Origin of the sequence: Microbacterium invictum (genome assembly GCF_014197265.1) — a bacterium.
In the GTDB taxonomy this organism is placed as follows: Bacteria; Actinomycetota; Actinomycetes; order Actinomycetales; family Microbacteriaceae; genus Microbacterium; species Microbacterium invictum.
In genome coordinates this window covers 794987-819724 of record NZ_JACIFH010000001.1, presented here as the reverse complement: position 1 = coordinate 819724, position 24738 = coordinate 794987, and the positions used below count along the sequence as shown (strand labels likewise).

Annotated in this window: 22 protein-coding genes and 2 tRNA genes; 10 read left to right on the top strand and 14 right to left on the bottom strand. The window is 70.0% G+C overall.

What is annotated here, in order from left to right; translation table 11 throughout:
* Positions 1–10 precede the first annotated feature (10 nt).
* Positions 11–628: a membrane protein YczE gene (gene yczE / locus BKA10_RS04005; protein WP_183498703.1), complete on the top strand. Its 618-nt coding sequence runs from the start codon at positions 11–13 to the stop codon at positions 626–628.
* Positions 629–644: 16 nt separating this feature from the next.
* Here yczE and BKA10_RS04000 read toward each other — a convergent pair whose 3' ends face one another.
* Entirely contained in the window at positions 645–860 is a 216-nt protein-coding gene (locus tag BKA10_RS04000) for a methyltransferase (protein ID WP_183498702.1), read from the bottom strand.
* Between the two features lie 59 nt (positions 861–919).
* A tRNA-Arg gene (locus BKA10_RS03995) sits at positions 920–995 on the bottom strand.
* Between the two features lie 60 nt (positions 996–1055).
* On the opposite strand from BKA10_RS03995, the gene orn reads away from it, so the two are divergent.
* From orn to BKA10_RS03970, 5 genes are all read left to right on the top strand, one after another.
* Positions 1056–1679: an oligoribonuclease gene (gene orn / locus BKA10_RS03990; protein ID WP_183498701.1), complete on the top strand. Its 624-nt coding sequence runs from the start codon at positions 1056–1058 to the stop codon at positions 1677–1679.
* Between the two features lie 32 nt (positions 1680–1711).
* Positions 1712–1787, top strand: a tRNA-His gene (locus BKA10_RS03985).
* Positions 1788–1818: 31 nt separating this feature from the next.
* The gene (locus BKA10_RS03980; RefSeq protein WP_241740006.1) at positions 1819–2160 is read left to right on the top strand and encodes a metallopeptidase family protein; all 342 of its coding nucleotides are present in this window, start codon (positions 1819–1821) and stop codon (positions 2158–2160) included.
* Positions 2160–2444, top strand: a complete 285-nt coding sequence (clpS, locus tag BKA10_RS03975) for an ATP-dependent Clp protease adapter ClpS (RefSeq protein ID WP_183498699.1) — start codon at positions 2160–2162, stop codon at positions 2442–2444. Before BKA10_RS03980 ends, clpS begins: the two co-directional genes overlap by 1 nt.
* The gene (locus BKA10_RS03970; RefSeq protein ID WP_183498698.1) at positions 2441–2935 is read left to right on the top strand and encodes a DUF2017 family protein; all 495 of its coding nucleotides are present in this window, start codon (positions 2441–2443) and stop codon (positions 2933–2935) included. The genes clpS and BKA10_RS03970 overlap by 4 nt, the downstream gene beginning before the upstream one ends.
* Positions 2936–2948: 13 nt before the next feature.
* Here the strand turns inward: BKA10_RS03970 and BKA10_RS03965 are convergent, their stop codons facing one another.
* Genes BKA10_RS03965 through gatC form a run of 6 tightly spaced genes read right to left on the bottom strand, consistent with a single transcriptional unit; the run spans position 2949 to position 8560 of the window.
* Positions 2949–3536, bottom strand: coding sequence for a nucleoside/nucleotide kinase family protein (locus BKA10_RS03965; RefSeq protein WP_183498697.1), 588 nt, complete (start codon positions 3534–3536; stop codon positions 2949–2951).
* Complete coding sequence (locus tag BKA10_RS03960; protein ID WP_183498696.1) at positions 3520–3840, bottom strand: hypothetical protein; 321 nt, start codon at positions 3838–3840, stop codon at positions 3520–3522. Before BKA10_RS03960 ends, BKA10_RS03965 begins: the two co-directional genes overlap by 17 nt.
* Before the next feature lie 38 nt (positions 3841–3878).
* Positions 3879–5144, bottom strand: a complete 1266-nt coding sequence (gene dinB, locus BKA10_RS03955) for a DNA polymerase IV (RefSeq protein ID WP_183498695.1) — start codon at positions 5142–5144, stop codon at positions 3879–3881.
* Positions 5145–5196: 52 nt separating this feature from the next.
* Positions 5197–6711 (bottom strand): Asp-tRNA(Asn)/Glu-tRNA(Gln) amidotransferase subunit GatB, encoded by a 1515-nt coding sequence (gatB, locus tag BKA10_RS03950; protein ID WP_183498694.1) that lies wholly within the window; start codon positions 6709–6711, stop codon positions 5197–5199.
* Positions 6711–8249, bottom strand: coding sequence for an Asp-tRNA(Asn)/Glu-tRNA(Gln) amidotransferase subunit GatA (gene gatA / locus BKA10_RS03945; RefSeq protein WP_183498693.1), 1539 nt, complete (start codon positions 8247–8249; stop codon positions 6711–6713). The genes gatB and gatA overlap by 1 nt, the downstream gene beginning before the upstream one ends.
* Positions 8250–8260: 11 nt before the next feature.
* Positions 8261–8560, bottom strand: coding sequence for an Asp-tRNA(Asn)/Glu-tRNA(Gln) amidotransferase subunit GatC (gene gatC / locus BKA10_RS03940; protein ID WP_183498692.1), 300 nt, complete (start codon positions 8558–8560; stop codon positions 8261–8263).
* A gap of 58 nt (positions 8561–8618) precedes the next feature.
* Here gatC and BKA10_RS03935 point away from each other — a divergent pair, with 58 nt between their 5' ends.
* Positions 8619–10319 carry a long-chain-fatty-acid--CoA ligase gene (locus BKA10_RS03935; protein ID WP_183498691.1) on the top strand — a complete coding sequence of 567 codons (1701 nt, stop codon included), beginning with the start codon at positions 8619–8621 and terminating at the stop codon, positions 10317–10319.
* Between the two features lie 38 nt (positions 10320–10357).
* On the opposite strand, the gene BKA10_RS03930 is transcribed toward BKA10_RS03935, so the two are convergent.
* The 4 genes from BKA10_RS03930 to BKA10_RS03915 form a co-directional block, all read right to left on the bottom strand.
* Positions 10358–10672, bottom strand: coding sequence for a YciI family protein (locus BKA10_RS03930; RefSeq protein ID WP_183498690.1), 315 nt, complete (start codon positions 10670–10672; stop codon positions 10358–10360).
* Between the two features lie 7 nt (positions 10673–10679).
* On the bottom strand, positions 10680–13007 hold the full coding sequence (gene ligA, locus BKA10_RS03925; RefSeq protein WP_183498689.1) for an NAD-dependent DNA ligase LigA: 2328 nt from the start codon (positions 13005–13007) through the stop codon (positions 10680–10682).
* An 85-nt stretch (positions 13008–13092) separates the two neighbouring features.
* Positions 13093–14190, bottom strand: a complete 1098-nt coding sequence (mnmA, locus tag BKA10_RS03920) for a tRNA 2-thiouridine(34) synthase MnmA (protein ID WP_183498688.1) — start codon at positions 14188–14190, stop codon at positions 13093–13095.
* A 43-nt stretch (positions 14191–14233) separates the two neighbouring features.
* Positions 14234–15403, bottom strand: a complete 1170-nt coding sequence (locus tag BKA10_RS03915; RefSeq protein WP_183498687.1) for a cysteine desulfurase family protein — start codon at positions 15401–15403, stop codon at positions 14234–14236.
* Between the two features lie 47 nt (positions 15404–15450).
* On the opposite strand from BKA10_RS03915, the gene glgX reads away from it, so the two are divergent.
* From glgX to glgB, 3 genes are all read left to right on the top strand, one after another.
* On the top strand, positions 15451–17550 hold the full coding sequence (gene glgX / locus BKA10_RS03910; protein WP_183498686.1) for a glycogen debranching protein GlgX: 2100 nt from the start codon (positions 15451–15453) through the stop codon (positions 17548–17550).
* Positions 17551–17699: 149 nt separating this feature from the next.
* Complete coding sequence (locus BKA10_RS03905) at positions 17700–19667, top strand: alpha-1,4-glucan--maltose-1-phosphate maltosyltransferase (RefSeq protein ID WP_183501049.1); 1968 nt, start codon at positions 17700–17702, stop codon at positions 19665–19667.
* Positions 19664–21799, top strand: a complete 2136-nt coding sequence (gene glgB / locus BKA10_RS03900) for a 1,4-alpha-glucan branching protein GlgB (protein ID WP_183498685.1) — start codon at positions 19664–19666, stop codon at positions 21797–21799. The genes BKA10_RS03905 and glgB overlap by 4 nt, the downstream gene beginning before the upstream one ends.
* A gap of 16 nt (positions 21800–21815) precedes the next feature.
* Here the strand turns inward: glgB and BKA10_RS03895 are convergent, their stop codons facing one another.
* The gene (locus BKA10_RS03895; RefSeq protein WP_183498684.1) at positions 21816–22760 is read right to left on the bottom strand and encodes a tetratricopeptide repeat protein; all 945 of its coding nucleotides are present in this window, start codon (positions 22758–22760) and stop codon (positions 21816–21818) included.
* Entirely contained in the window at positions 22757–24589 is a 1833-nt protein-coding gene (locus BKA10_RS03890) for a DUF8094 domain-containing protein (RefSeq protein WP_183498683.1), read from the bottom strand. Before BKA10_RS03890 ends, BKA10_RS03895 begins: the two co-directional genes overlap by 4 nt.
* Positions 24590–24738: the final 149 nt, after the last annotated feature.

Genomic DNA, 24738 nt, shown 5'->3' with positions numbered 1-24738 from the left:
GGATGTGAGTGTGCTTCTACGATTCGTGCAACTGCTCATCGGACTGGCCCTGTTCGGCGCCGGCTGCGCCATCATGGTGCGGGCCGGCATCGGGCTGGACCCGTGGACCGTGTTCGCCGAGGGACTGTCGAAGCAGACCGGGATCGGCATCGGCTGGGTGACGAACATCGTCGGCTTCCTCGTGCTGCTGCTGTGGATCCCGCTGCGGCAGAAGCCCGGCGTCGGCACCGTCGCCAACATCCTGCTGGTCGGGACGAGCATGCAGGGCACGCTCGCGATCGTGCCTGCGGTCGATGGCTGGTGGCTTCAGCTGACGGTGTTCGTGCTCGGCGTGATCGTGGTGGCCATCGCCTCGGGCCTCTACATCGGCGCGAACTTCGGGCCCGGACCGCGAGACGGCCTGATGACCGGCCTCAACCAGCGCTTCGGCTGGCCGATCTGGGCGAGCCGACTGGGCGTCGAGATCGCGGTGCTCGGCGCAGGCTGGCTGCTCGGCGGGACAGTGGGTCTGGGCACGATCCTGTTCGCCGCGCTCATCGGCCCGCTGGTGCACCTCGCATTGCCCGTGTTCGATCACCGCCGGCGTGCGACCGCCGCCCGTGCACGGATGGCGCAGACGGCGGCGTGACGCTGTGGCGTGACGGTCAATGCTCCCGGAACATCGGCCAGTCCGAACCGGGCGGCATATGGCTGTGCAACGCGCTCTTGGCGATCTCCATCGAGGGGTAGGTGCCCACGGACGCGTCGGCGGCGGCCATCGTGACGATGTAGCCGTCTTCGGTCCTGCGCACGGTTCCCGCAACCCTGCCCTGCGAGCCGTAGGCGACCCAGAGCGTTGATGTCGGTGACGTGATGCTCACTTCGACTCCTTCCGATGCGACTGACGCTACGCCGCCACGCCGGGCAAAGCCAGACCCGCTGGTGCCCCCGACAGGATTCGAACCTGTGACAAACGGATTAGAAGGCCGCTGCTCTATCCACTGAGCTACGGAGGCGCAGTCCCACATTACCGGCCGCGCCGGGTCGCGTCGGAGGTGGCGATTAGGATGGACGGCATGGTTTCTGCCGCTGAGAACGATCGTCTCGTCTGGATCGACTGCGAGATGACGGGGCTTGATCTCGCGGTCGACGAACTCGTCGAGATCGCCGTCGTCGTGACGGACTTCGAGTTGAAGGTGCTCGATGCCGGGTTCCAGGTCGTTATCAGGCCCGACCCGTCCGCACTCGACCAGATGAACGACTTCGTGACGAACATGCACCGCACCTCGGGGCTGCTCGAGGAGATCCCGAACGGGGTGAGCCTGGCCGAGGCCGAGCTCGAGGTGCTCGAGTACATCCAGCGGTTCGTGCCCGAGGGCAAGGCGCCGCTGGCAGGCAACACGATCGGCACCGACCGGATGTTCCTGGCGAAGTACATGCCGCGCATCGACCGCTGGCTGCACTACCGCAACGTCGACGTGTCGACGATCAAGGAGCTGTCACGCCGCTGGTACCCGCGTGCCTACTTCAACGCTCCCGAGAAGAACGGCGGTCATCGCGCGCTCGCCGACATCCGCGAGTCGATCCGCGAGCTCGCCTACTACCGCGAGGCGGTGTTCGTCCCGCAGCCGGGGCCTACGAGCGAGACGGCTCGGGGCGCCGCGGCGGCGGCCGTTTCGTCGTTTGCGGCCGGACTGTAATAGACTGTCGGGGTTGCCTGCGAGGGCACATGGTGGGTATAGCTCAGTTGGTAGAGCGCGGCCTTGTGGTGGCCGATGTCGCGGGTTCGAGCCCCGTTACTCACCCCAATACCCCCTTCGGGAGGTTCGTGTGATCGAGATGGATGCCGAGGCGTTCGAGACCCTGGTCTCGGACGAGCTCGACCGTCTTCCCGACGACATGGTCGGCGGGCTCGACAACGTCGTCTTCGTCATCGAAGACCGCCCCGAAGACGGCAGCCTCGATCTGCTCGGACTGTACGACGGACTGGCCCTGACCGAGCGAGCCCAGTACGGCATGGGCGACCTGCCTGACCGGATCATCGTGTACCGCGAGCCGCACCTCGACGTGTGCGACGACGAGGATCACCTGCGCGACGAGGTGCACACGACACTCGTGCACGAGATCGCCCACTTCTACGGCATCGACGACGCGCGACTGCACGAACTGGGGTGGGCGTGATGGTGACACTCCCCCTCGAAGACCTCGATGTCGAGCTGACGGCCTCGACGGCCGGTCCCTGGCAGACCGTGGTGTGGAACGACCCCGTCAACCTGATGAGCTACGTCGTGCACGTCTTCCGCGAATACTTCGGGTTCACGTCCGAACGCGCGCACACGCTGATGCTTGCCGTGCATCACGAGGGACATGCCATCGTGGCCGAGGGCGCCCGCGAGCAGATGGAACTGCACGCGGCGGCGATGCATGACTACGGGCTCTGGGCGACCGTGCGGGAGGCACCATGAGCGGGCCCGTCGCAGTGATCGTCTTGAGCCGCCTCGAAGCGGCCCATCTGACGGCGCTCACGACGCAGTTCACCGACCTGGTCGCGGACACGGTCGACGCGACCGCGGACCCTGCCGTGGCGCGCCTCGTGCCCGACGCGTACCGCGACGACGCCGACGCCGCCCAGGAGTTCCGCTCCCTCACCGAAGCCGACCTGCTGCACCGTCGTGCCGACGACGCGGCACTCGTTCTGGCATCCCTTCTCGCCGACGGCGAGACACTGGACCCGGCACAGATGGATGCCGGGGACGCGCAGCAGGAGTTCGCCGTCGCGCTCGATGCGGACCACTCCGGCGCCTGGCTGCGAACCCTCTCGGCTCTGCGGCTCGTCCTCGCCTCGCGTCTGGGCATCGAGACCGAGGACGACCACGACGCGGACGACCAGCGTTACGCGATCTACGACTGGCTCGGATACCGGCTCGACGGCCTGGTACAGGCGCTGGACGCCTGATAGCCAGACCCGATCAGGGCACCACGAACACGTGGGTCGCGCGGCGAGCGGGGGTGTTCTCGAGGATGTGCGTCCTCTCCTGCACCGCCCAGCGATCCCAATGCGGGCGGTAGCCGTCGCCATCGCGGCTGAGCGCGCGCTCGCGACGAGACGCCGCCGGCGATTCGAGCCATACGCGGATATCCGCATGTGCAGCGGTCCCGGCGGTGAGTGCGCCGGCGCCCTCGACGATCAGTGCGGCACCGGGATCGACCCGATGCTCCTCAGCGGGCACATCGTGCACCCAGTCCCAGCGACGCCATCGGCCCGGCTCCCCCGCCGAGCGCGGAGCGAGGACGTCGTCGCGCAGCATGACGCCGGCGGAGGCGAGACCGTCCCAGCCCGGGTACAGGGAATCGAGGGCGAGCACCTGAACGGTGCCCGGCCCCGGCCAGTCCTGCGCGATGGTTCGGGCCAGCGACGACTTTCCCGATCCGGAGCGTCCGTCGATGAGCACGACCGGTGCCGGCGTGGGCGAACCGGCCACCGCCTCGCAGACCCAGTCTGCTGCGCGCCTCAGCGCCGATCCGACCGGGTCGAGCCGGTCACCGCTTGAGGGCACGGATGAAGCGACTGAGCGCGCGTCCTGCGACCCAGACGAACGGAGTGGCCACCGCGAGCAGCGAGATCAGGTTCGGCTCGAAGCGCAGATCGTCGCCCTTCCGGATGTACGCGCCGACCGGAATCGCGAGGCCGGCGCCACCGCCCCCGCCGTTCTCGGCGGTGTCCTCACCGGCACCGAACGCGGACCAGGACAGGGCGACGGGGATGATCCGCACGCCGTCGACATCCTGCTGCTCACCGTAGACGCTGGTGACGCCGAGTGCGGCGGCTTGCTTGCCGAGTTCAACTGCGAGTTTGGCCATGTCTCCACCGTACTGCGCTGCGGCACATCGCGGAACGGTCACGCGTCCGGTCGGTGCTCGGGGCGGGGGTTGGTCGGCAGCGCGTTCACATCGCGGCGTCCGCCCAGCACACTCGCACGGGTGACGGCGGCGCGACCGAATCGCGCGCGGGCGCCGTCGAGCGCCTCGTCCACGCGGCGCCAGTGCTCGTCGTCGTCCCACAGCGCGAGCAACCCGCCGCCCGCACCGCGCAGCTTCTCGCCGCGCACACCGATGAGGCGCACCGGCTGCGCGAGGTCGACCCGGCCGAACAGGTCGATGGCGATGTCACCGATGCGCTGCCCGACATGGGTGGCTTCAGGAAGCGACTGCGATCGCGAGATCGTCGTGAAGTCCGCGAACCGGAGTTTGAGCGCGATCGTGCCCGCTTCCCAGCCGCCTTCGCGCAGCCGCGCGGCGACGCGATCGGCGAGCCGGCGAAGCTCTGAGCGCAGGACCGCGGGGTCGGTGATGTCCTCGAGGAACGTCTCTTCGTGCCCCACGCTCTTCTCGATGTGCACCGGGTCGACCTCGCGCGGATCGTGACCGCGCGCGAGCTCCCATATGCGGCTGCTCCCGGCGGGCCCGAGCGCGCGATCGAGGACCGAGCGGGGCGTGTCGAGGATGTCCGAGACCATCCGGATGCCGCGCCCCTCCAGCGCCTCGGCGGCCTTCGGGCCGATGCCCCAGAGCGCCCGCACCGGCCGCTCGGCCAGGAACCGTGCTGTGTCGGCGGCGCTCACGATGAGCAGGCCATCCGGCTTCGAGAGGGTGGAGGCGATCTTGGCGACGTGCTTGGTCGAGGCGACGCCGATGCTGCAGGTGAGGCCGGTCTGCTCCTTCACGGTGCGGCGCAGCTTCCGTGCGATCTCGCCCGGGGTCCCCCAGAGGCGCCGCACGCCGCCCACGTCCAGGAATGCCTCGTCGATCGAGAGAGGCTCGACCAGCGGGGTGACGTCGTGGAAGAGCTGCATCACCTGTCGAGACAGCGCCGAGTAGCGATCGAAGTGGGGGACGACCACGATCGCCTGCGGGCACAGCCGCAGTGCGACACCGACGGACATCGCAGATCGCACACCGAACCGTCGGGCCTCGTACGACGCGCTGGACACGACGCCACGGCCTTCGGCACCGCCCACGATCAACGGCTTGCCGGCCAGGGTGGGGTCATCGAGGACCTCGACGGCCGCGTAGAAGGCATCCATGTCGACGTGGAGGATACGGGTACCTGTGTCGTCGGCTTCGTCGGCGGAGACCACCCGCCCCGTCCCGTCACCGCGTCCCATGGATCTATTGTCCGCTCCCCCGCCGACGTCGAGCGCCGCACGGGGCCCGGCGCTACTCCGCGGCGCGGATCAGGATCAACTCGCGCACCCGTGCGGCGTCGGCCTGACCGCGCATCGCCTTCATGACCGCGCCGATCACCGCGCCGGCGGCCTGCACCTTGCCGTCGCGGATCTTCGCAAGCACGTCGGGCTGTGCCGCCAGTGCCTCGTCGATCGCGGCGATCAGGGCGCCGTCGTCCGATACCACTGCAAGGCCCCGGGCGTCCACGACCTCCTGCGGCGTACCTTCCCCGGCGATGACGCCCTCCAAGACCTGGCGGGCGAGCTTGTCGGTCAGAGTGCCGGCATCCACCAGCTTCTGCACTTCGGCGACGGTCCACGGCGAGACCAGCGAGGTCGCCTCGACGCCCGTCGCATTGGCGATGCGGGTGACCTCGCCCGTCCACCACTTCCGCGCTGCAGCGGGACTCGCGCCCAGGGCCACCGTCGCCTCGACCTCGCTCAGCAGACCGCCGTTGGCGACGTCCTGGAACTCGAGGTCGGTGAACCCCCAGTCTGCCTTCAGCCGGCGACGCCGCAGCGAGGGGGCTTCGGGCAGCGCGGCGCGGAGCTCTTCGATCAGCTCGAGCGACGGCTCCACGGGCAGCAGGTCGGGCTCGGGGAAGTACCGGTAGTCGTCGGCGTCGGACTTCGGCCGGCCCGGTGAGGTCGTGCCGGTGTCCTCGTGCCAGTGCCGGGTCTCCTGGGTGATCGTGCCGCCGGCGGCGAGAATCGCGGCCTGACGCTGGATCTCGTAGCGCACCGCACGCTCCACCGAGCGCATGGAGTTGACGTTCTTGGTCTCGGTGCGGGTGCCCAGCTTCTCCTGACCCCGTGGGCGCAGCGACACGTTCGCGTCGCAGCGCAGGTTGCCGCGCTCCATGCGCGCCTCGGAGATGCCCAGCGCGATCACGATGTCGCGGATGGCGGCGACATACGCCTTCGCGATCTCGGGCGCGCGGTGCTCCGCGCCGAAGATCGGCTTGGTCACGATCTCCACCAGCGGTACGCCGGCGCGGTTGTAGTCGACCAGCGAGTACTCCGCACCCTGGATGCGTCCGGTCGCACCGCCCATGTGGGTGAGCTTGCCGGCATCCTCCTCCATATGCGCCCGCTCGATGGGCACCTCGACACGCGTACCGTCGGACAGCTCGATCTCGACCATGCCCTCGAAGGCGATCGGCTCGTCGTACTGAGAGATCTGATAGTTCTTCCCGAGGTCCGGGTAGAAATAGTTCTTCCGTGCGAACCGGCTCGACGGCGCGATCGAGCAGCCGAGGGCGAGCCCCAGGCTGATCGAGTACCGCACGGCCGTCTCGTTGACCACCGGCATCGAACCGGGCAGACCCATGTCGACCGGCGAGACCAGGGTGTTGGGCGCGGCGTCGTGGTTGCCCTCGAACGCAGGGTTGCCCGACGCGGAGAACATCTTGGTCCGGGTGTTCAGCTCGACGTGCACCTCGAAGCCGAGCACCGGCTCGAACTGCTCGAGCGCCTTGTCGAAGTCCATCAGTGCGACCTTGGCCATCAGCGGGCCCCTCCGTTCGAACCGCCGGGTGTCGAACCGCCCAGCGCGGGGGCGCGATCCAGCAGGAATCCGCCCCACTCGGCGACCAGTGCCGCCTCCAGAGCGGCACCGACGCGGTAGAGCCTGGCGTCCTCGCGCGCGGGGGCGAGGAACTGGATGCCGACGGGCAGCCCGTCGTCCTCCGCGAGACCCGAGGGGATCGAGATCCCCGGGACGCCGGCGAGGTTGGCCGGAATCGTGGTGACGTCATTGAGGTACATCTGCAGCGGGTCGTCGATCTTCTCGCCGAACCGGAACGCCGTCGTCGGCGCGGAGGGGGTCGCGATGACATCGACCCGGGCGAACGCCTCGTCGAAGTCACGCTGGATCAGCGTCCGCACCTTCTGAGCGCTGCCGTAGTAGGCGTCGTAGTAGCCGGCCGACAGCGCGTAAGTGCCCAGGATGATGCGGCGCTTGACCTCATCGCCGAACCCGGCGTCGCGGGTCGCCGCCATGACGTCCTCGACCGTCCCTCCGGGCACGTCGACACGCAGGCCGAAGCGCACCGAGTCGAACTTGGCGAGGTTGCTCGAGGCCTCGGCAGGCAGGATCAGGTAGTACGCGGCGACGCCGTACTCGAAGTGCGGTGCGCTGATGTCCACGATCTCCGCCCCGGCAGCCTCCATCACGGCCAGCGAGGCGCGGAACGAGCTCGCCACGCCGGGCTGGAACCCGCTGTCGGGCAGCTCGTTGATGACGCCGATACGCAGTCCCTTGAGCACGTCGCCGTTCGCGCCCTCTCGGGCCGCCGCGGTGAACGAGGGCCACCGATCGGTCAGCGACGTCGCATCGTGCGGGTCGTGTCCGGCGATGACATCGTGCAGCAGCGCCGAGTCGAGCACGGTGCGTGAGACGGGGCCGACCTGATCGAGGCTGGATGCCAGGGCGATCGCGCCGTAGCGGCTCACGCCGCCGTAGGTGGGCTTCATGCCGACCGTCCCCGTCACGTGGGCCGGCTGGCGGATCGACCCACCGGTGTCGGAACCGAGCGCGATCGGGGCCTCGAACGCGGCCACGGCCGCAGCGGAGCCACCGCCGGAACCGCCGGGGATACGGCCGAGGTCCCACGGGTTGCGCGTCGGACCGTACGCGGAGTGCTCGGTGGACGAGCCCATCGCGAATTCGTCCATGTTGGTCTTGCCGAGGGGAACGAGGCCGGCAGCACGGGACCGGGCGACGACGGTCGCGTCGTACGGCGACATGAAGCCCTCGAGGATCTTCGATCCGCTCGTGGAGGGCATGTCGGTCGTGACGAGCACATCCTTGATGGCCAGCGGAACGCCGGCCAGCGCGCCGAGCTGCTCGCCGGCGGCCCGTCGCGCGTCGATGTCGGCCGCCACGTCGAGGGCTTGGTCGCTCACGTGGAGGAACGCATGCACATCGCCGTCGACGGCGGCGATGCGGTCGAGGTGGGCACGCGTCGCCTCGACGCTCGACACGTCGCCGGCGGCGAGCTTCACGGCGAGGTCGGCGGCGGTGAGCCGGGTCAGGTCTGTCATGTCCGCGCCGCTCACTGCTCTTCACCGAGGATCGCGGTCACCCGGAAACGGCTGTCCGCGGCATCCGGAGCATTCTGCAGCACCTGCTCCACCGTCAGCATGTCGCCGACGGTGTCGGGCCGGAACACGTTCGACAGGGCGATCGGGTGGCTCGTGGCCGGAACGTCGGGGGTGGCGACCTCAGAGACCTTGGCGATGTTGTCGACGATCACGTCGAGCTGGCCGGTGAGACGCTCCACCTCCTCGTCGCTCAGCTGGATCCGGGCGAGGACGCCGAGATGGCGCACGAGATCAGGGGTGATTTCAGACACCCCACCAGTCTACGGTCGCCACCGGCGCCGCCTCGCCGCCCCGGCGTAGGGTGGAGCGGTGGAGACATACGACCCGCCTCGTCCCTGGATCGCCAGCTACGCCGAGGGGGTGCCGGCCGATCTGGATCCGGTGACCGGCAACCTCGGCGACATCCTGGCCGCGTCGGTCCGCGACTACCCCGACGCCCCGGCGCTGCAGTTCTTCGGACGCACGACGTCCTACCGCGAGCTGTCGGATGCCGTGGACCGCGCCGCCGCCGGTCTCAAGGCCCTCGGAGTGGGCGCCGGCGACCCCGTGGCGATCGTGCTGCCCAACTGCCCGCAGCACATCGTCGCGTTCTACGCCGTGCTGCGGCTCGGAGCTGTCGTCGTCGAGCACAACCCGCTGTACACGCCCCGCGAGATGCGCAAGCAGTTCGAGGATCACGGCGCCAAGACCGCCATCGTGTGGAACAAGGTCGTCGCCACCGTGCAGGCCTTCCCGGCCGACCTTGCCGTGGACTCCCTCGTCTCGGTCGACATCACCCGCGCGATGCCGGCATCCCTGCGGCTCGCGCTGAAGCTCCCGATCGCGAAGGCGCGCGAGTCGCGCGAAGCGCTCACCGACCGTGTCTCGGGCACGGTGACGTGGGAGAGGCTGCTCACGTCACCACCACTGCCGGCGACGTTCCCGCAGCCGGCCACCGACGACCTCGCGATCATCCAGTACACCAGCGGAACCACCGGCACGCCCAAGGGCGCGGCCCTCACCCATCGGAACCTGCTCTCCAACGCGCGCCAGGCGCAGGTGTGGGTGCCCGCGATCCAGCGCGGTCACGGCTGCGTGGTTTACGCGGTACTGCCGATGTTCCACGCCTACGGCCTCACGCTGTGCCTCACCTTCGCGATGTCCATGGGCGCGCGGCTGGTCCTGTTCCCCAAGTTCGAGCCCGAGATGGTGCTGGAGGTGACCAAGAAGCATCCGGCGACCCTGCTGCCGCTCGTCCCGCCGATCGCAGACCGGCTGCTGGCTGCGGCCCGTGCCCAGGGGGTCTCGCTGCAGGGTACCGAGGTCGCGATCTCGGGGGCCATGGCGCTGCCGCACGAGCTGGTCGTGCCGTTCGAGGAGGCGTCGGGCGGCTACCTCGTCGAGGGTTACGGTCTGTCGGAGTGCTCGCCCGTGCTGATGGCCAACCCCGTCGCCACCCACCGCGTGCCCGGCACCGTGGGGCTGCCGCTGCCGGGCACGGAGTGTCGTGTCGTGGATCCTGACGAGCCGACGAAGGATGTCGCACCGGGCGAACGCGGCGAGCTCCTCGTCCGAGGACCGCAGGTGTTCGCGGGTTACTACGGCAAGCCCGAGGAGACCGAGCGCGTCTTCGTGGACGGCTGGTTCCGCACCGGGGACATCGTGACGATCGACGAGGGCGGCTTCGTGCGCATCGTCGACCGGATCAAAGAGCTCATCATCACCGGCGGGTTCAACGTCGCACCCACCGAGGTCGAGAACACCCTGCGTCAGCACCCACGGGTCGCCGATGTCGCAGTGGTCGGGCTGCCCAGCGAGCACTCCGGCGAGGAGGTCGTCGCGGCGGTCGTCGCCGACGGCGAGGGAGATCTCGACGTCGAAGAGCTCCGGGAGTGGGCCCGCGGCATCCTGACCCCCTACAAGGTCCCGCGACGGGTCTTCGTCGTCGACGAGCTGCCGAAGTCCCTGATCGGCAAGGTGCTCCGGCGCCAGGTGCGCGAATCGCTGCTTCAGCTCAACAGCGGGGCGTGACCTCGCGCCGCTGAACTCCGCGCCGCTGACGCGCCGAGTCAGCCGGGAAGGTCGAACCCGGGGCGGGCGACCGCGACGGCGTAGGGGTGCAGCGTCATCGCGAACACCCCTGCGGCGACGGCGGGGTCGGCCTCGGCGATCCCCCGCGCGGCGTCCTCGTCATCGGCCTCGAAGATCACGATCCCGAAGGGGTCGGCCTCCTGCGTGCGGCCCGCGAGGATCAGCACGCCGCGGTTGCGGAGGTCGACCAGGTAGCCGAAATGCGCGGCGACCGCCGACTGCTCGTCGGGCGTGATGGTGTCCACCATTCCCGGGCGAACCGGCACGATGCGGTAGAGCCACTGCACGCTCATGCCGACCTCATACCGCGTCGGCGTCAGGCGCCTCGAGGGCAGCGGGGCCCTGCTCCACGAGAACCTTGAACTGCGCGGCGTCGATGATGCGCAGACCGAGAACCTCGGCTTTCGCGAGCTTCGATCCCGCCCCGGGGCCGGCGGCGACGAAGTCGGTCTTCTTCGAGACGCTGGATGCCGCCTTGCCACCGGCCGCGATGATGGCCTCCTGTGCGCCTTCGCGTGTGTAGCCCTCGAGCGACCCGGTCGCGACGACCGTGACGCCGTCGAGGACTCCCCCGGCCGCGGCCGCCGCACCCGGCCCGGGGTGGCCGGGGATCTCCAGGCGGGCGCCGGCGGCCTCCCACCGGGCGACGATGTCGGCGTGCCAGTCGGTCTCGAACCACTCGATGAGCGAGTCGGCGATGATCCCGCCGACGCCCTCGACGGCGGCGAGCTGATCGCGGCCCGCGCCCCGGATGGCGGCGACCGAGCCGAACCACTGGGCGAGCGCGCGGGCGGCCACCGGGCCGACGTGACGGATGTTGAGGGCGACCAGGAAGCGCCAGAGCTCCTTCGTCTTCGCCTTCTCGAGCTCGTCGAGCAGCGTGAGCGCCTGGGCGGACGGCTGCGGACCGGTCAGCCCTTCGCGCTTCTCGGCCGCGGAAGGATTGCGGCGGAACGGCGCCCGTCGCACGATCTCACCGGTGGTCTGATCGATCCGCGGCTCACCGGTCTCGGCGTTGCGCACGACGACCTCGATCGGCACCAGCTGCTCCAGCGTCAGCTCGAACAGGGCGGCTTCGCTCTCGAGCGGAGGCGCCTGTGGAGACGACGGCTGGGTCAGGGCGGCGGCGGTGACTTCACCGAGAGCCTCGATGTCGAGCGCACCGCGTGAGCCGATGTGCTCGACGCGTCCACGCACCTGCGCGGGGCAGGTGCGCGTGTTGGGGCACCGCAGGTCGATGTCGCCCTCTTTCGCGGGAGCGAGCGCGGCCCCGCACTCGGGACAGTGGGTGGGCATGACGAAGGCGCGCTCGCTGCCGTCGCGCAGCTCGACGACGGGGCCGAGCACCTCGGGAATCACGTCGCCGGCCTTGCGCAGCACGACGGTGTCGCCGATGAGCACGCCCTTGGCCTTCACCACGTCCTGGTTATGCAGCGTCGCCTGCCGGACGACGCTGCCGGCGACCCGGGCGGGCGCCATCACCGCGAACGGCGTCGCGCGCCCGGTGCGCCCGACGGATACGACGATGTCGAGCAGCGTGGTGTTGACCTGTTCGGGCGGGTACTTGTACGCGATCGCCCAGCGCGGTGCGCGGCTGGTCGCGCCCAGCTCATCGTGCAGGGCGAGCTCGTCCACTTTGACGACGACCCCGTCGATCTCGTGCTCGACGCTGTGCCGGTGCTCACCGTGATGGGCGACGAAGTCGAGGACGCCGCCCACGTCGTCGGCGGTCCTGAAGCTCGGGCTCGTCGGCAGCCCCCATTCGGCCAGGAGCGCGTAGACCTCGCTCTGTGCGGCGACCGGGGGATCCTGCCAGGCGCCGATGCCGTGCACATAGAGGCGGAGCGACTGCAGGCGCGCCAGACCGGCTTCATGCTCGAGTCCGGACTTCTTGTCGAGCTGCTGCCGGAGTCCCCCGCTCGCGGCATTGCGTGGGTTCGCGAATGCCGGGAACCGGCGCTGCGCGCTGCGGGTCGCCTTCTCTTCGTCGACGCCGCGCGCGGTGCTGTCGGCGACCACCTGGTCGCGCAGCCGTGACTGCAGCGCATTGAGCTCGGCGAAGGCCGCGACCGGGATGAACACCTCGCCGCGCACCTCGACCACAGCAGGGTGCCCGGTGCCCGAAAGTCGCTGCGGGATGCCGGTGACGCGCACGGCGTTGAACGTGACATCTTCGCCGACGCGGCCGTCACCGCGCGTAGCGGCCGAGGTCAGCACACCGTTCTCGTAGCGGAGGCTGATCGCGAGCCCGTCGATCTTCAGTTCGGTCAGCCAGCGCACGGCCCGGCCGGCGGACGCCTGCGCCTTCACGCACCACTCGGCGAGCTCCTCCGGGCTGAACACGTTGTCGAGGCTCAGCATCCGCTCGGCGTGCTCCACGGGGGCGAACATGGTGCTCTCCGCCGCACCCACTGTGAGCGTCGGCGAGTCCTGCCCCTGCAGTTCGGGGTAGAGCCGTTCGAGCTCTTCCAGGCGGTGCATCCAGCCGTCGTACGTGGCATCGTCGACCAGTTCCGCGTCGCGGCCGTAATAGGCGTCGCGCGCGTCGAGGATCTGACCGGTCAGGGCCTCGGCTTCGGCCCGCGCGGAGTCGAGGGTCGGGAGCGGGGAGTCAGCGGCATCCGTCACCCGGCAAGTGTATGTCCGGGCCCGGACATCGCGCGGGCGTGGGATACCGAACGCGGGCCGGGAAGACGGCGTCCCGTGCGCGCGCTCACGCCGAGACCGGCACCGCCGAGGTCGTCCGGTCGACTGTGAACTGCCCCATGACGCGCGTGCCGTCGTAGAGCACCGCGGTCTGGCCCGGGGCGACGCCGTCGAACGGCTCATCCGGGGTGACCGTCACCACGCCGCCCCGCAGCTCGGCGCGTGCCGGCACCGGCTCCGCGTGCGCGCGGATCTGCACGTGGCAGCCGAATTCGGGCTGCTCGGGCGCCCGCCCGGCCCATGTGAACCGTTCGCCGGCGATCTGGGCGGTGGCGAGGGCCTCCTTCGGGCCGACGACGACGGTGTTGTTCACCGGGCGCACCTCGAGCACGAACCGCGGTTTGCCGTCGGGTGCCGGCGTGCCCAGCTGCAGTCCGCGACGCTGGCCCACGGTGAAGGCGTGCGCGCCCTCGTGCGAGCCGACGACTGCGCCGGTGCGGTCGACGATGTCACCCGTGGTGGCGCCGACCCGCTCTGCCAGCCAGCCGCGGGTGTCGCCGTCGGGGATGAAGCAGATGTCGTGGCTGTCCGGCTTCTGGGCGACCGTCAGTCCGCGCTCGGCCGCCTCGGCCCGCACGATCGCCTTCGAGGGCGTGTCGCCCAGCGGGAAGTAGGTGTGCGCCAGCTGCGGGGCGGTGAGCACGCCGAGCACGTACGACTGGTCTTTCGCATCATCGGCCGCGCGATGCAGCTCGCGACCGGCGGGGCCGTCGACCAGCAGGGCGTAGTGGCCGGTGCACACGGCGTCGAAGCCGAGCTCGAGGGCGCGGTCGAGCAGCGCCGCGAACTTGATCTTCTCGTTGCACCGCATGCAGGGGTTGGGTGTGCGTCCGGCGCGATACTCGGAGACGAAATCCTCGATCACATCGTCACGGAACCGCTCGGAGAAGTCCCACACGTAGAACGGGATGCCCAGCTTGTCTGCCGCGCGACGGGCGTCCATGGCGTCTTCGATCGTGCAGCAGCCGCGGCTGCCGGTGCGCAGGGTTCCGCCCGCGCGCGAGAGCGCCAGGTGCACGCCGACCACGTCGTGACCCGCCTCCACGGCACGAGCGGCCGCGACGGCGGAATCGACGCCACCGCTCATCGCCGCCAGGATCCGCATGCCACGATTCTACGGGCCGGTACCTCTGCGCGGGCTGTGCCCGCTACAGGCTCGACGCCGCGACCGCGCGGGCGTACGCATCCGGCAGTGCGGCGACCACGGCATCCACATCCTGCACCGTCGTGGTGCGACCCAGCGTCAGTCGCAGGACGGAGCGGGCCGCGCGCTCGTCGAAACCGAGTGCGCGCACGACGTGCGACGGCTCGGCGACACCGGCCTGGCACGCCGAGCCGGTGGACGCGGCGATGCCCTCCTGATCGAGCAGGAACAGCATCGACTCCCCCACGATCCCGGGCAGCAGGATGTGCACGTTGCCGGGCAGGCGGCGGACCGGGTCACCCAGCAGGTGGGCGCCGGGAAGATCGCGATGGATGCCGGCGATGAGCCGCTCGCGCAGGTCCACGAGCCGTGCCGCCTCGGTCTCCCGTTCGTCGACCGCACATTCCAGCGCCACCGCCAGGGCCGCCGCGCCGGCCACATCCTGGGTGCCCGCGCGCAGCCCGCGCTGCTGCCCGCCGCCGTGGATGAGCGGGGCGAGCTGCGCGTGGCGCGACACGACGAGAGCGCCGGTGCCGACCGGTGCGCCGACCTTGTGGCCCGAGACGCTGAGCGCGACCAGTCCCGTCGGCCCGACCGCCCGGCCGCGCAGACGTGAGAACGAGATGTCCAGGCACCCGACGGCGCCCACCGCGTCGAGGTGCAGGGCGGTCCGGGCGTCCGCCGCCGCCTGGGCGACAGCGGCGACGTCGTTCACCGTGCCGACCTCGTTGTTGGCCACGACCGCGGTGGCCGCGGCGGCCCCGGGCAGCGCATCGGCGAAGGCGGGCCCGAGGATCGCGCCGTGCGCGTCGAGTCCCACGTGGCGCACCTGCGCCCGCTCGTGCGCGACCAGCCAGGCGACGGCCTCCATCGTCGCGTGATGCTCGCCGTCCGGCAGCACGACGGCATCCGTCCCCGCTGGGCGCGACCACCACAGCCCCTTGAGCGCCAGGTTGATCGACTCGGTGCCGCCCGAGGTGAGGACCACCTCGATCGGGTCGCAGCCCAGTGCCCGCGCGATGCGCTCGCGGGCGTCTTCGAGCGCGCGGCGCGCGGCCTGGCCGGCGCCGTGGACGGACGAGGCGTTGCCGAGGATCTCGGTTGCGGCCAGCCACGCGTCCCGCGCTTCGGACCGCAGCGGCGTGGTCGCCGCGTGGTCGAGGTAGACGGTCATCGCTGCTCCTCCCCGCGTCACGCCGCGCGCTTACTACTGTAGAGCGCATGCTTCCCGAGCACTCCCTGTCGCCGTCCGCCGTCCGCCCGGACCTGAACTCACCCGGGTGGAACGAGCTGGGCGTCACGCTGCACGACGGCGGCGGCACCCTGCGGGTGTGGTCGCACCGGGCGGAAGCGGTCGAACTCGTGCTGTTCGACGAGACCGACATCGACTGGATCGTCGACACCGTGCCTCTGACTCCGGTCGGTGACGGTGTCTGGCAGGCCACCTCGCCCGGGCTGCGTCCCGGCGCGCACTATGCGCTGCGGGTGGCCGGCCCGCTCGGCCCGGGCAACATGTTCAACCCGCTGACGCTGCTGCTCGATCCGTACGCACGTGGCCTCGTCGGCGTGGAGTCCGAGAACTGGCGGTCGTCGGTCGTGGACACCGCCTTCGAGTGGGGCGGGGTCGCCAAGCCTGCCACGCCGCTGGACCGCACCGTCATCTATGAGGCCCACCTGAAGGGTCTCACCAAGCGTCACCCCGGTGTGCCGCCGGCGCTGCACGGCACCTACGCCGGGCTGGCACACCCGGCCGCGATCGATCACCTGCTCACTCTCGGGATCACCGCCGTCGAACTGCTCCCCGTGCACGCGTTCGCCACCGAGCCCCGCCTCCGCTCGCTGGGGCTGACCAACTACTGGGGGTACAACAGCGTCGGATTCTTCGCGCCCCACTCGCCCTATGCGACCGCCGCGAGCCGCATCGCCGGGCCGACCGCCGTGCTCCGCGAATTCAAGGACATGGTCAAGGCGCTGCACGAAGCCGGCCTCGAGGTGATTCTCGACGTGGTGTACAACCACACCGCAGAGCTCGAGATCGGCGGCCCTCGAACGAGTCTGCGGGGTATCGACAACCGCGCGTACTACCGGCAGGACCCGGACGGCGCGTACATCGACGAGACCGGCTGCGGCAACGCCGTCAACACGGCCACCCCCGCGGTGTCGCGGCTCATCCTCGACTCGCTCCGGTACTGGGCAAATGACGTGCAGGTCGACGGATTCCGGTTCGACCTCGCCGTCACGCTCGGCCGCGACGACTCCCACGCGTTCACTGCCGACCATCCCCTGCTGCGCGCGATCGTCGACGACCCCGCCCTGGCCGGCGTGAAGAAGATCGCCGAGCCCTGGGACGTGGGGCAGGGTGGCTGGCAGACCGGTGCCTTCCCGGACGGCTGGCTCGAGTGGAACGACCGGTACCGCGACCGGGTGCGCAACTTCTGGCTGAGCGATATCGACTACGCCCGCCGCGCGTCGGTGTCACCGGTCGGCATCGGCGGATTCGCCACCAGGCTGGCCGGGTCGGCGCGGACCTTCACTCGCGCCCGCGGCCCGCTCGCCGGGGTCAACTTCGTCACGGCGCACGACGGATTCACCCTCCACGACCTCGTCTCGTACGAGGTCAAGCACAACGACGCCAACGGCGAGCACAATCGTGACGGCGCCGACACCAATCGGTCGTTCAACCACGGCCCGGAGGGCGCGACCGGCGACGAAGGCGTGCTCGCCACGCGCCGCAAGGCGATGCGCAACCTCCTCGGCACCCTGCTGCTGTCGGCGGGCGTGCCCATGCTCACGGCCGGTGACGAGTTCGGGCGCACCCAGCACGGCAACAACAACGCCTACTGCCACGACTCGCCGCTGACCTGGCTGTCCTGGGAGCACGCGGACTGGCAGCGCGACCTCGCGGCGCATGTGCGGCGGCTGATCCGTCTGCGCGCGGAGAACCCGGCCCTGCGGCCCCGGCGCTTCGACCATGCGGTGGTCGAAGTGCCCGACGCCTCGGTGATCGACTGGTACGACGCGCACGGTGACACGATGTCGAACGAGCGCTGGACCAGCCCCGACCACCGCACCCTGCAGTACGACGCGCGCTCGACACCGAACGGCGAGCCGGCCAACCGGGTGCTGCTGATCGTGCACGGCAATGAGCAGCCCATCGATGTGACGCTTCCGCGCGTCGACGGCGTCGCCGGCTTCGTCTCGCTCTGGTCCAGCGCCGACGAGGTGCCCGATGACGACGAGGAGGCGTTCGCCCCGGGGACGGAGATCCGGATGCCGGGGACATCGATGCGGCTGTTCCGCGCAGAGCAGGCGTCCGCATAGTCGACCCGCCGCATCGGCGGTAGGTTCGAGACGTGGCCACCACGACGCGAACAGCATCCCCCGTCTCCGTCCGGAGCAGCACGCAGATACCGCTCCGTCCCGCCGGCAGGCCCACCGACACGCACGACCGCGTGTCGGGGCGCGTGCCGATGACAGGACCGCGCCCCGCCACCCCGACGCCCGGCTTCCGCCCGAAGGCGTTTGCCGGCGAAGCCGTCCCGTTCGAGATCGCAGCATTCCGCGAGGGCCACGATCTCATCGGCGTCCACGTACGCCTCACCGCGCCCGGCGGCGCGGAGACACTGCACCGGCTGACGGCGCTCGGCGACGGATTCGACCGCTGGCGAACGGTCATCGCACCACTCGAGCAGGGCGTCTGGACCTACCGCTTCGAGTCCTTCGGCGATGATTTCGCCACCTGGGAGCATGCGGCCGAGCTCAAGATCGCCGCCGGCGTCGACTCCGCCCTCATGCGCGAGATGGGCGCCCTCCTGTTCGACCGTGCCGGCACCGACACGACGCGGCCGGCCGCCCAGCGCCGCGCACTGGCGACCGCGGCGGCGGCGCTGCGCGACCCCGCGACCACGGATGAGGGCGCCCTGGTGCTCGTCCGAGACCCCACGATCGCCGCGTTCTTCGCCGACCGCCCCCTGCAGTCGCTGCTCACCCTCGGTGAGTCGCACGAGCTCCTCGTCGAGCGCGAGCGCGCCGGCGTCGGCGCCTGGTACGAGTTCTTCCCCCGCTCCGAAGGCGCGAAGCGCCGCAAGGACGGCACGATCGTCAGCGGCACCTTCCGCAGCGCCGCGAAGCGCCTGCCCGCCGTGGCCGACATGGGCTTCGAGGTCATCTATCTGCCGCCGATCCACCCGATCGGGCACCGGAACCGGAAGGGTCCCAACAACACCCTGACCGCCGGCCCCGGCGACCCCGGTTCGCCGTGGGCGATCGGGTCCGCCGACGGCGGACATGACAGCGTCCACCCCGACCTCGGCACCCTCGCCGACTTCCGCCGGTTCGTCGCCGCAGCCCGCGACGCGGGCCTCGAGGTCGCCCTCGACCTCGCGCTCCAGGCCGCGCCCGACCACCCCTGGGTCACGACCCACCCGGAGTGGTTCACGACGCTCCCGGACGGGACGATCGCGTATGCCGAGAACCCGCCGAAGAAGTACCAGGACATCTACCCGATCAACTTCGACAACGACCCCGACGGCATCCGGGCCGAAGTCCTCCGCATCGTGCGGCACTGGATCGCGCAGGGTGTGAGGATCTTCCGGGTCGACAACCCGCACACCAAGCCGCTCTGGTTCTGGGAGTGGCTCATCGCGGCCGTCAACGCAGAAGACCCCGACGTCGTTTTCCTCGCCGAGGCGTTCACCCGGCCCACTCCCCTGCAGGCACTCGCCCAGGCCGGATTCCAGCAGAGCTACTCGTACTTCACCTGGCGCAACACGAAGGCCGAGCTCGAGGAGTTCCTCGGCTGGATCTCGGATTCGACCGCCGATTTCATGCGACCCAACCTGTTCGTCAACACCCCCGACATCCTGACCGAGTACCTGCAGTACGGCGGACGCCCCGCGTACAAGATCCGCGCCGCCATCGCCGCCACCGGCGGGGCGAGCTATGGGGTCTACGCCGGATACGAGCTGTATGAGAACGTCGCACGGCCGGGTTCCGAGGAGAACATCGACAACGAGAAGTACGAGTACAAGATCCGCGACTGGGGCGGTGCCGAAGCGACCGGTGACTCCCTCGCCCCGTATCTGCGCCGGCTCAATGAGATCCGCCGCGCACACCCCGCGCTGCGACAGCTGCGCGACCTCAGCATCCACTGGAGCGATGACGAGGCGATCCTCGTGTACGTCAAGCATCTGCCGGCCGCACTGAGCGAGACGGGCGAGGCCGACACGATCATCGTCGTCGCCAACGTCGACCCGCACTCGATGCGCCAGACCACGGTCCACGTCGACTCCTCGGCATTCGGCATCCCCCGCGGGCACGACTACGAAGTCGAGGACCTGGTCACCGGCGCCCGGTGGACCTGGAACCAGGACAACTTCGTCCGGCTGGACGCGTTCGTCGAACCCGTCCACATCCTGCACGTGAAAGGCTCACGATGACCCGTCCCTCCGACGCCGTGCTCGACCAGATCGCGGACGGCTCGTATCACGCCCCGCACGATGTCCTCGGCCTGCACCCAGACGGCGATGAGTGGGTGATCCGCGCGAGGCGCCCACTGGCGGCGACGGTCACCGCGGTCGCCCACGACGGCAGCACCGTCGAACTGGAGCACGTTCGATCGGGCATCTGGGAGGGTCGCACCGGCATCCAGCCGCCCTCATACGAACTGCTCGCCACGTACGAGGGCGGACCCGATCACCGGGCCGACGATCCCTACCGGCACCTCCCGACTCTCGGTGAGTTCGACATGCACCTGATCGGCGAGGGCCGGCATGAGCAGCTCTGGCATGTGCTCGGCGCCCACGTCCGCCGGTTCCCGGGCGTCGACGGAGTCTCGTTCGCGGTGTGGGCGCCCAATGCGCGCGCCGCCCGTGTCGTCGGGGACTTCAACGGCTGGGACGGCGCCGGTCATGCGATGCGGTCGCTCGGATCCAGCGGCGTCTGGGAGCTGTTCGTTCCCGGCCTGCAGGCCGGCGCGTCGTACAAGTACGAACTGCGCACGCCCGAAGGCGGCTGGGTGATGAAGGCCGATCCGATGGCGCGATGGGCAGAGGTCCCGCCGGCCACCGCCTCGGTCGTCACCGAGAGCGGCCACGAGTGGGCCGACGACGCGTGGATCTCCGCGCGCGCCGCGCAGAACCCGCTCGATCGCCCCATGTCGACCTACGAACTGCACTTCGGGTCCTGGCGGCCGGGGCTGTCGTACCGCGACGCCGCCGACCCGCTCATCGCGTACGTGCAGGATCAGGGTTTCACCCATGTCGAGTTCATGCCCCTCGCCGAGCACCCGTTCGGCGGCTCCTGGGGGTACCAGGTCACCGGCTATTACGCCCCGACCAGCCGGTTCGGCACACCCGACGACCTGCGGTACCTGATCGACCGGCTGCACCAGGCCGGCATCGGCGTGATCATGGACTGGGTGCCGGGCCACTTTCCGAAGGACGACTTCGCCCTGGCCCGCTTCGACGGGCGCCCGCTCTACGAGCACGGCGATCCCCGTCGCGGCGAGCACAAGGACTGGGGCACGTACATCTTCGACTACGGTCGTCGCGAAGTGCGCAACTTCCTCGTCGCGAACGCGCTGTACTGGTTCGAGGAGTTCCACGTCGATGGGCTGCGGGTGGATGCCGTGGCATCCATGCTCTATCTCGACTACTCCCGCGAGGAGGGTGAGTGGGAGCCCAACATCCACGGCGGACGGGAGAACCTCGAGGCGATCGGCTTCCTGCAGGAGGTCAACGCGACCGTCTACAAGCGCTTCCCCGGGGTAGCGATGATCGCGGAGGAATCCACCAGCTACACCGGCGTCACCACCCCGACCGACCACGGCGGGCTCGGGTTCGGGTTCAAGTGGAACATGGGGTGGATGAACGACTCGCTCGAGTACATCAAGCGCGATCCGATGTACCGCTCGAATCACGAGGGAGAGCTGTCGTTCTCGTTCGTGTATGCGTTCAGCGAGAACTTCGTGCTGCCCATCAGCCACGACGAGGTCGTCCACGGCAAGGGGACCCTGTTCACGCGGATGCCGGGAGACCATTGGCAGAAGCTCGCGAACATGCGGCTGTTCCTCGCGTACATGTGGGGCCACCCCGGCAAGCAGCTGCTGTTCATGGGGCAGGAGTTCGGGCAGATGTCGGAATGGTCGGAAGGACGGAGCCTGGACTGGTGGATCCTCGACCAGCCCCCACACCGTCAGCTGCAGTCGTTCGTCGGCGTCCTCAACCGGACCTACCGCGACCACCCGCCGCTGTGGGCGCGCGACAGCGACGGCACCGCGTTCACCCGGCTCGGGGCACCGAGTTGGAACCCGAACGTCTCGGCGTTCGCCCGGCGCGACCACGACGGTGGCACCGTGGTCGTCGTATGCAACTTCTCGGGCGCGCCCGTGTACGACTACGAGCTGGAGCTGCCGGCGACCGGTGAGTGGACCGAAATGCTCAACAGCGACGCGCAGGAGTACGGCGGGTCCGGCGTCGGCAACTTCGGCTCCGTGCATGCGGATGCCGCGGGACGCGCGACGCTGGTGCTGCCGCCGCTCGGGGCACTGTGGCTGAGCCACCGGCGCTGAGGGCGGCCGGACGAGGTTAGAACAGGAGCGATGACAGCCGGCCGCGGGCGCTTATCACACGCGGATCAGTGTCGCCCACGAGGCCGAAAAGCTCGAGCAGACGCTCGCGCACAGGGGCGCGGTCATCATCGGAGAGCGCCGCGAACAGATCGAGGAGGCGCGCGAACGCGTCTTCCACGTGACCGCCGGCGACGTCGAGGTCGGCGACGGCGAACTGCGCGTCGACATCCGTCGGGTCTGCCGCTGCGGCGGCACGTGCCGCCGGCAGATCGGCGCCCTGTACGCGCGCGAGCAGGCGCACCTGACCGAGCCCGGCGCGCGCATCCTCATCGCGCGGATCGGCGGCGAGGGCACGTTCGTAGGCGTCCGCGGCGCGGGCGTAGTCACCGGCCTCGATGGCGTCGAACGCCTCCTGGTGCAGCGGCGGGAGCTCAGGTTCGGCGGGTTCGGGGTCGGCGTCCGCATCGGGTGCGCCGTCGACCGGGACCGTGCCGGTCACGCCGTGCTGGGCCGCGAGCTGCAGCAGCTGCCCGAACACCTCTCGCACCTGCTGCTCGGGCACGGCGCCGGTGAACAGCGGCACCGGCTGACCCGCGACGAGAGCGACCACCATCGGAATCGACTGGGCGCGGAATCCCTGCGCGAGTTGCGGGTTGGCGTCCACGTCGACCTTGGCCAGCACGACGCGACCGGCCAGTTCGGTGACGACCTTCTCGAGCACGGGGCTGAGCTGCTTGCACGGCCCGCACCACTCGGCCCAGAGGTCGACGACCACGGGCACGCGCTGGGAGAGTTCGAGGACGTCGCCGAAGCTCTCGTCGGTGGCATCGAACACGAGCCCGGGTGCCGCTGAGCGTGCCGGGGCACCTTCAGCGGGTGCGGCCGGTGCCGCCGCGCGGGAACGCAGACTGGACAGGTCCACCGCGCCACGCAGCACGGCGCCGGGAGTCGTGTCGGTCACTCTTTCTCCACTTTCGCCGAAAGGATGTTGGACGTGTATCCCAAGACCTGGATGCGCTCGCTCGAACTCTGTGCCGGGACGAAGAAGAAGAGCTGATCCGCGAAGACCGTCGTGAAGCCGACGGCTGACTGCGTCGCTCCCGTGAGGGTCTGGACCCTCGGGCTGTCATCCAGCTTGATCACCGCGTCCTCGTCGGTCGCCATCACCGTATCACTGTCGTTGACGGTGACGGCCACGATCGCGCCGCTGTCGAGAGTCGCCAGGGACACCGGCGCCTGCGCGCCCGCGGCCGCCGAGAACGTGAGGGTTCCCGTCTCCTTGCCCGTCTCTTCGAAGGTCTTGAGCCGGTCGGCGCGATTCGAGGCCATCTGCGCGAGGAACGCGTCGGACTCGAGGTCGAAGTACTGGGAATACTCGCTCGCTTCGCCCTTGTCGAGCACGTCCGCATACGCCGCGGACACCTGATCCGGTGGCAGGACGAGGAAGGGCGAGCTCGGCTCGATGGCGATCGCGCCGACATACGGCGGTGCGAGGTTCATGCTCGCGCCCGCGGTGAGACTCGCGGTGTAGACGAGTTTGTAGTCCGACCAGGCATCGTCCTGTGCAGCCATCATGACGGTGGCGTGGCCGTCTTCTGCCTCGACCACAGCCATGAACGTGCGCGGCCAGCCGTCGTAGGCCTGCGGCAGGAGTGTGGTCAGCGGTGTCGCGGGAACGGGGTCGAGGGGGGCCTCCGTGTCGAGCTTCGCCCGCAGGGAGTAGTTGGTCTGTCGTGCGGCAAGTGCCGGGCCGGTGAGGCGCACAGCCGCGGCGTCGGCGTCCAGCGCCTCGTCGGCGTCGGCCACCTGCTGTGAGATGCGCGCGAGGATGCGCTCGGCCTGTGTCTCGGTGACGGCAGGCTGGCCCTGCCCCTCGGGAACGATGATCGTGTCGCTCGGCGTGGGGGTCGGAGTCGAGTCGAACCGAGGCCACGCGTCGGCGCTGCAACCGCTGAGCAGCAGCGCGGAGACGGCCACCACCGGCACGAGCGCGAAGGCGCGCTTGCCAGAGGATATCTGCCGCCGGGTGGGGGCCGCACTGATGACGCCCTTGTCTGCCTCGACCACCGAGAGATCGATCGGCTCGGTCTCCGCAAGCGGAAGGCCCTTGCGCCGAGGCCCCCGGGATCGTCGCACATGGCGCAGGCCGAGGAGGTAGAGCACGATGCCCAGCGCCATGAGGATCCCGCCGCCGACCATGAGCGGCCCGGCCCATGGCGTGGTGGCGCCGGTCGGCCAGGTCAGGGACAGTTCGGTGGGCGCGGGGGCGGTGCCGTCCGAGGCCACCAGCATGCTGACGTCCTCGGGCAGCTGCAGCGCCTCGATCAGCACGTCCTCCTGCTGGAACTGGGCGAGCCAGAGATCGGAGTCCACCGGGCTCAGTCCGGCGGCCTCGCCGCCGGCGGCTGCGTCGGCATCGGCCGCGGGTGCGTCCTCTGCGGCCGAGTCGTCCGTCGGTGTCTCCGGGATCGGCGCGGAGACGGTGGTCGCGACGACGTCGCCGTCGTCCACCGTGACGTGGACGTAATCGCTCGTGGAAAGCCACGCGGTCATGTCGGCGGTGCGGCCATAGGCGCCGAAGATGGTGCCCTCGCCCTGCGCGCGCAGCGTCTGCGAGCCGTCGTGGGTGTTGAAGACGGCGCCGTCGATGAGGATGAACGGCACCTCCTGGTCGATCTCGATCGCCTGGCTCGCGGTCTTGGGAGCATGCAGGACGGTGCGCTGGGCGATGCCGGCACCGATCATGACGGTGGCCAGCACGAAGGCGACCACTGCCCACACGAAACGCACGAAACGACACCTCTCTGCACCCGAGCTCGGATCCGCCCGGCGTGACAATCGACATCCCAGACTAGCGAAAACGACCTGAATGTCGCCCGGGAGCGGCCCGGGTACCGCCTATGTCGGCTCACCGCGGCTATTCTGACGACACCACAGCA